Source organism: Lacinutrix sp. YIN62, from assembly GCF_057219185.1.
In genome coordinates, this window is record NZ_JBXVVH010000004.1 from 198,861 (window position 1) to 205,142 (window position 6,282).

A 6,282-nucleotide genomic window follows, 5' to 3' on the forward strand; every position below is an offset into this window, starting at 1 on the left:
GCGTTTTTTTATATGCATGCATAATACTTATGCTAAGTTTTCTTCAGTTGCTGAGTTGTCAATTAATACTTGACCTCTGTAATATAGCTTTCCTTCGAACCAATGTGCTCTATGGTATAGGTGAGCCTCTCCAGTTGTTGGACAAGTTGCAATTTGTGGCGCTACTGCTTTATAGTGAGTTCTTCTCTTATCTCTTCTTGTTTTAGAGATTTTTCTTTTAGGATGTGCCATTTTATAATTTATTTATCCGTTAATAGTTTTTTTAATGTATTCCAACGAGGATCTGTTTCCTCTTTGTCTTCTTTAGTTTCCCTTGTTTTAGGGCTTAATTCTTCTAATCTTTTAAGTATTTCTGAATCTAATGTGCCGTCCTTAACTCCTGGATGAATACGTTTTCTAGGTATTGCTAGTACAATTAATTCATAAATGTATTGCTGTATGTTTATCTCATATTCCCCATGAGGGATAATAAGCATATCTATATTTTCATCATTATAACTTTCTCCAAATTTAACTACAAGATCAAATATACTTTCAATATTTTGATCATATGCTTCGTTTGTTAGATCACAATTTAGATTTACAGATCCAGAAATTTCAAAATGTAACTCTAATAGTGTTGCTTTTTTTTCTAAAAGTAAATCAACTTTTACAGCGGTACTATTGAAATCTTCATACTCAAAATGCTCAAAGAACTTTTGCTTTATTTTATAATCAAAATGATGTTTACCTATTTTTAAACCAACAAATGGAATAGTAAACTCTTTCAAACACTTCATTATCACATCTATTTTGAGCCTGCAAATATACAAATTTTTATTAACTAGATCATTTAATAAACATTTTTTTGATTATATATTTGATTTACAATAAAGTGACCTTTAAGACGTTTTGCTTCACATAAAAGCAGTTTAGGTTAATCATGGCGTTTTCGCTTAGAAAATGCTAAAGGGTTTTTCGTAAGTGCTTGATGTTCTTTTTTGTTTTTAAATATGTGAATTGCTGTAAATATGGCTTCTTTGAATGAGCCAACATCTGCAATACCTTTTCCTGCAATTTCAAAGGCTGTGCCGTGGTCTGGGGAGGTTCTTATCTGATTTAAGCCAGCAGTATAATTTACACCTTGCCCAAAAGAAAGTGTTTTAAATGGGATGAGTCCTTGATCATGGTAAGATGCAATTATGGCGTCAAAATTTTTATAATTACTGGAGCCAAAAAAACTATCTGCTGAATAGGGACCAAAAACAAGTGTTCCGCTTTCTTTTATTTTTTTAAGTGTTGGGCGCATTATTGTATCGTCTTCATCACCTATTACACCATTATCTCCAGTATGTGGATTTATGCCTAAAACAGCTATTTTAGGTTTTCCTATTCTAAAGTCTTGTTTTAATGAGTTGTGAACTGTCTCTATTTTTTCTTGAATTAATTTTGGAGTGATATGATTTGCTATATCTTTAAGCGGAACATGATCTGTTAATAAGCCAACTCTTAAAGTATTATTAACCATAAACATTAAGCTATTACCCTCTAGTTCTTTTGCTAAATAATCGGTATGACCAGGGAAATTAAAATCTTCAGACTGTATGTTGTGTTTGTTTATAGGTGCTGTTACTAATACATTGATTTTTTGGTCTTTAAGTGCTTTAGTTGCTTCTTTAAGAGATTTAATAGCATATTTACCAATTTTAGGGTCTTCTTTACCAAAGTTTATTATTACATTTTCTTTCCAACAATTTAAGACGTTTACTTTGCCATAATTTATTTGATCAATATTGTGAATTGCGTTTAAGTTAATGTTTAACTTAAAATGACTCTTTATAAAATTCATAGTCTTAATAGATGCAAAAATTACAGGGGTACAAAATTCAAGCATTCTATTATCTTCAAATATTTTTAAAACGACTTCTGCTCCTATTCCATTTAAGTCTCCAATTGATATTCCAACTATAATATTTTCTTCTTTCCTCATTAATTATGATAACTTTTGTTTGTAATTTTACAACGACAAATTTAACTAAATAATACGTTTAAGACTATGTTTACAGGAATTATTGAAACTGTGGGTGTTATAAAAGACTTAAAGCATGAGCTGGGCAATCTGCATATTACAATAGATAGTGCTATGGCTTCAGAATTAAAAATAGATCAAAGTGTAGCTCATAATGGGGTTTGCTTAACAGTTGTTAGTCTTTCTGAATCTAATTACACGGTTACAGCAATTAAAGAAACTTTAGATAAAACAGCTATTGGGAATGCTAAAATTAATGATAAGATTAATTTAGAGCGAGCAATGAAATTAGGTGATAGATTAGATGGGCATATTGTACAAGGGCATATCGATCAAACTGCAGTTTGTACTAAAGTAGAAGAAACCTCGGGGAGTTGGTTGTTTACTTTTAATTACGACAGTTCTCTAAATAATGTTACTATTGAAAAAGGATCTGTTACCGTTAATGGAGTGAGTTTGACAGTAGTAAACTCAAAGAGAAATGAGTTTAGTGTAGCTATTATTCCGTATACCTATGCGCATACTAATTTTAATACATTTACAAAAGGAAGTGTAGTAAATTTAGAGTTTGATGTTATTGGAAAGTATGTGTCTAGATTAAATAACTTAAATAATTAAGCTGTTTTAGATTTTCGTAATTTCAATATCTTATAGATGCCGTAAATAAAGCCTAAAGCAATAAGAATTAAAATGCCTCCATCTAAGGGTAGTCCTACGGGGTTAGGTGGTAGGGGTGGCGGCGGTGTTTGGGCGGAGCATACAAAACTTATTAATACAAATAAGATTGAGGCAATTGTGGGTTTCTTTTGTATCATAATTTCAGGGCGTAAAAGTATAAAAAAAAGTGTTTTAACAAAATTTTTTAATTTGTTTTTTTAAATAAAAACATCTGTTAAAAGCATAAAACATCGTTTAAGTACTATTTTACGGGGTTTAAAATAGAATAATCTATTGCTAAATCATAATTTTTTGGATTTAGTATTTTGTTGTTTAATTAAAAAAAATGGATTATTCTATTTTATTATTTCTAGAATATGGTGATATGATATAGCTTAAGTTACTATAAGTTTTCACTAGCATACCATTCCGCATATGAGGTTGCCGTTTCTTGTAGTTTTAGTGAATGTAATTTAATTTCTTTAGGTAATCGGTTTTTAATTTTGGATGCAAAATCTATAACCATCATTTCGCTTGTAGGTTGATAATCTACTAATAAAACATTATGGCCTCTATCTTGAAGTTCTTTAGCTAAGTCTACATGTGGCGTGTTTTTATTAAAAACCGTAGCATGATCAAAGACATTTACAATTTCTTCTTTCACAATTTTTTTAAGATCACTAAAATCTATGACCATACCAAATTTCACATTGGATTGCTCTTCTATCGGGTGCCCAATAACTGTTACTGAAAGTTTATAGCTGTGACCATGTACATTTTTACATTTACCATCGTATCCATATAAAGCATGTCCTGTTTCAAAGGAGAATTGTTTGGTGATGCGAATATTTCCCATTATCTGCGTCTGTTTCTGTTTATAATATAAATAACAATAAGTGCTAGGCCTAAGATTAGAAATAAACCATTGCCTCCTAAAAATTTAAGAATATCCATTAAGTTTTAATTATATAATTATAGGACAAAGTTAGTTGTTTTGAGAGAGTGCTAAAAATTCTTTCCTAAATTTTATGATTAATGGAATTCCTCGGGCTATAATCCAAAATGTAAAGGCTATAAAAATGCCGTAGAGTTTATAGTTGAAATGATCCAAAATAAAAAGAATGGGGAGAAACACTAAAATTGTAGATGTTAAAAGAAGGTTACGCAAGTCTTTCATTTTTCCAAGGCCTTTAAAAATACCGTCAAAAATAAATGCTAATGCACAAAGCGGTTGCATAATTAAAACAATCCAAAAAATATTACGGAATTCAATAAGAACAGCTTCATCTTTTGTAAATATATAACCTATAGGTTTATAGGCAATAGCCCCTAAAACAGCAATTAAAATACCTACTGCTATACCATATACAATGAGTTTATTACTTAATTGTATGAGTTTAGAATATTCTTTGCTTCCCAAGAGTTTTCCAGATAGAATATTTCCAGCGCTCGCATAACCATCAATTATAAAAGCGCCTAAAAACCAAAGGTTTATTGCTATAGTATAGGCTGCGATGTACTTTGTTCCATAGGCTGTTGCATACCTTGTTGCGAAGTATAATGTTGTGTTTAGAGCTAATGTTCTAATAATTAAGTTTCCAATCATTGTTAAAAAGCGATTGATTTCTTTATTAAAAGGAAAGCTTAAGCGTAGTGGGATATTTGTTTTTTTTATTAGAAAATAGCCTGAGCAAACTCCCATTATTAGTTGTGCAATTACACTAGCATAAGCAGCGCCTTGAATGTGCATTTTAGGGATAATATCTAGAAACCCATAAACGAATATAACGTCTAAAAGAATATTAGCAAAAGCTCCTATAATAGCAATGATCATGGGGTAGTAAGTGTTTTGAAGCCCTCTAAAAGTGCCGAAAACAGCTATGGTGAAAAGCGTAAAAGGGAAACCAAATACTCTAATTCTATAATATTCTATGCTATATTCTAATATCGTGCCAGAGGCATTGTATAATTTAAAGATATTTTGAGATAAAGGGTAAGTTGTTACGATGAGTATTATACTCAAAGCTGTAATTATAAATATGGCTTGCGCAGGAAGGTTTTTTACATCGTTTATTTTGTTTGCTCCTAAATATTGTGAAACGATTGATGAAATAGCACTTCGAGTTTGTCCAAATACCCAGATTAACATAGACATAAATGTTGAAACAATACCTACTGCGGCAAGTGATTCTGTAGGATTTAAATGTACATTTCCAATAATAGCAGCATCGGTTAATGATAGAATAGGCTCTGATATTCCAGCGATTAATGCTGGAATGGCTAATTTGTTTATATGATTTAATCTAATGTTAGTATTCAATGGATGTAAAATAGAATGACAAAGAACGTGATTTTTTAGTTTAAAAAACTGTACTTTTGTTAGTTGAATTCAATAATTTATTTTACTATGAAGAATATTCTTGTTCCAGTTGGATCCTCAAAAAATGCAAAAAGCCATTTGCAATATGCTGTAAATTTTGCAAAAGCTACAGGCGCAAAGTTATTTGTTGTGCAAATTTACAATGTGTATACTAAGGCAGGAACAATGATTAAAATCGATCATATTTTGGAGCGCGAAAGTATGGCTTTTTTGGAAGCGCATATCGCGCAAGTAGATACAGAAGGTGTAGAGGTGGTTATTAAAACATTTAAAGGGAAATTAATAGATACTATAGCACTTATAAGTAAATCATTGGATTTAGATTTAATTATTCTAGAGCCCAGAACAAATTCTATTAAAGGAGAAGTTTTTCTAGGGAAAACTTCAGGGAAAATTATTAAGCAGACAAATATTCCTGCTTTAATTGTACCCGAGGGTTATGTTTTTAAACCAATAGATAATATTTTAATGGCAATAAAATCGGCAACGATTAAAAAAGAAGGTGTTTTAAAGCCTTTAAAAGGGATAAAGGATAAGTTTGAATCTAAAGCAAATCTTTTGTTGGTTAAAACACCGACTTACAATACAGGTGATTTTGAGGTTAATCAAGATTTAAACGCATTGATAAATAAAACGACTAAGACAGAAAATGCAACTACTTTTCAAGGTGTTTTAGAGCATTACAAGGATAATAATCCAGATTTATTATGTGTTGTAAGAAGAAAAAGAGGATTCTTTATTAAGTTATGGGAAAATAATGTAATATTGAAAAAAGATTTTTATGTTTCGTCTATGCCCGTTTTGGTGCTTAGTGGATTAAAATAAGAAATAAGGGGAATTAGCTCAGTTGGCTAGAGCATTTGGCTGGCAGCCAAAAGGTCATCGGTTCGAATCCGATATTCTCCACAAGAATATGTGCTGTTTTTTTTGATTATAAAGGGAGTGTAGTATTATGCAGAATGTATGCGCGCTATCTAAAAAAGTTATTTTATTTCTATAAAAACCTAAAATAGGAGTGTATTAAGTTATTTAAATGAATAGCTATAAGTCTAATGTCGAAACTTGAGTGTTTTAAAAATAATAAATAAAAGCCGAGACTTAATATAAAAGAATGTTATTTTTAGCGACACTATCCTAAAAAGTGTGTAAGTTCAAAATTTCAGGGTTAGGTTATTTATATCCTAATCCTGTTTTCAAATATAGCTAAAAATTGGTTTAGTATAAGTCCCCAATTTCT

Annotated in this window: 8 protein-coding genes and 1 tRNA gene; 3 read left to right on the plus strand and 6 right to left on the minus strand. The window is 30.5% G+C overall.

Annotated features, from left to right (window positions below):
• Positions 1-27: 27 nt before the first annotated feature.
• From rpmF to pdxA, 3 genes are all read right to left on the minus strand, one after another.
• Positions 28-231 (minus strand): 50S ribosomal protein L32, encoded by a 204-nt coding sequence (gene rpmF / locus AC2D8I_RS04390; RefSeq protein ID WP_452597421.1) that lies wholly within the window; start codon positions 229-231, stop codon positions 28-30.
• Between the two features lie 8 nt (positions 232-239).
• Positions 240-779 carry a YceD family protein gene (locus tag AC2D8I_RS04395; protein ID WP_484704772.1) on the minus strand — a complete coding sequence of 180 codons (540 nt, stop codon included), beginning with the start codon at positions 777-779 and terminating at the stop codon, positions 240-242.
• Positions 780-916: 137 nt separating this feature from the next.
• On the minus strand, positions 917-1,969 hold the full coding sequence (gene pdxA, locus AC2D8I_RS04400; RefSeq protein ID WP_484704773.1) for a 4-hydroxythreonine-4-phosphate dehydrogenase PdxA: 1,053 nt from the start codon (positions 1,967-1,969) through the stop codon (positions 917-919).
• A gap of 66 nt (positions 1,970-2,035) precedes the next feature.
• Here pdxA and AC2D8I_RS04405 point away from each other — a divergent pair, with 66 nt between their 5' ends.
• Positions 2,036-2,626, plus strand: a complete 591-nt coding sequence (locus AC2D8I_RS04405; RefSeq protein ID WP_484704774.1) for a riboflavin synthase — start codon at positions 2,036-2,038, stop codon at positions 2,624-2,626.
• On the opposite strand, the gene AC2D8I_RS04410 is transcribed toward AC2D8I_RS04405, so the two are convergent.
• From AC2D8I_RS04410 to AC2D8I_RS04420, 3 genes are all read right to left on the minus strand, one after another.
• A complete protein-coding gene (locus AC2D8I_RS04410; RefSeq protein WP_484704775.1) occupies positions 2,623-2,823 on the minus strand; it encodes a PID-CTERM protein-sorting domain-containing protein in 201 nt (66 codons plus the stop codon). The two genes, AC2D8I_RS04405 and AC2D8I_RS04410, sit on opposite strands and share 4 nt — an antisense overlap.
• A gap of 245 nt (positions 2,824-3,068) precedes the next feature.
• The gene (locus tag AC2D8I_RS04415; RefSeq protein WP_484704776.1) at positions 3,069-3,521 is read right to left on the minus strand and encodes a 6-pyruvoyl trahydropterin synthase family protein; all 453 of its coding nucleotides are present in this window, start codon (positions 3,519-3,521) and stop codon (positions 3,069-3,071) included.
• Between the two features lie 129 nt (positions 3,522-3,650).
• A complete protein-coding gene (locus AC2D8I_RS04420) occupies positions 3,651-4,985 on the minus strand; it encodes an MATE family efflux transporter (RefSeq protein ID WP_484704777.1) in 1,335 nt (444 codons plus the stop codon).
• A gap of 87 nt (positions 4,986-5,072) precedes the next feature.
• Here AC2D8I_RS04420 and AC2D8I_RS04425 point away from each other — a divergent pair, with 87 nt between their 5' ends.
• Positions 5,073-5,870: a universal stress protein gene (locus AC2D8I_RS04425; protein WP_484704778.1), complete on the plus strand. Its 798-nt coding sequence runs from the start codon at positions 5,073-5,075 to the stop codon at positions 5,868-5,870.
• Positions 5,871-5,877: 7 nt separating this feature from the next.
• A tRNA-Ala gene (locus tag AC2D8I_RS04430) sits at positions 5,878-5,951 on the plus strand.
• Positions 5,952-6,282 lie beyond the last annotated feature (331 nt).

Coding starts and splice junctions, on each gene's coding strand:
- pdxA (WP_484704773.1), bottom strand. CDS start 1,969: ATGAGGAAAGAAGAAAATATTATAGTTGGAATATCAATTGGAGACTTA.
- rpmF (WP_452597421.1), bottom strand. CDS start 231: ATGGCACATCCTAAAAGAAAAATCTCTAAAACAAGAAGAGATAAGAGA.
- AC2D8I_RS04415 (WP_484704776.1), bottom strand. CDS start 3,521: ATGGGAAATATTCGCATCACCAAACAATTCTCCTTTGAAACAGGACAT.
- AC2D8I_RS04410 (WP_484704775.1), bottom strand. CDS start 2,823: ATGATACAAAAGAAACCCACAATTGCCTCAATCTTATTTGTATTAATA.
- AC2D8I_RS04395 (WP_484704772.1), bottom strand. CDS start 779: ATGAAGTGTTTGAAAGAGTTTACTATTCCATTTGTTGGTTTAAAAATA.
- AC2D8I_RS04405 (WP_484704774.1), top strand. CDS start 2,036: ATGTTTACAGGAATTATTGAAACTGTGGGTGTTATAAAAGACTTAAAG.
- AC2D8I_RS04425 (WP_484704778.1), top strand. CDS start 5,073: ATGAAGAATATTCTTGTTCCAGTTGGATCCTCAAAAAATGCAAAAAGC.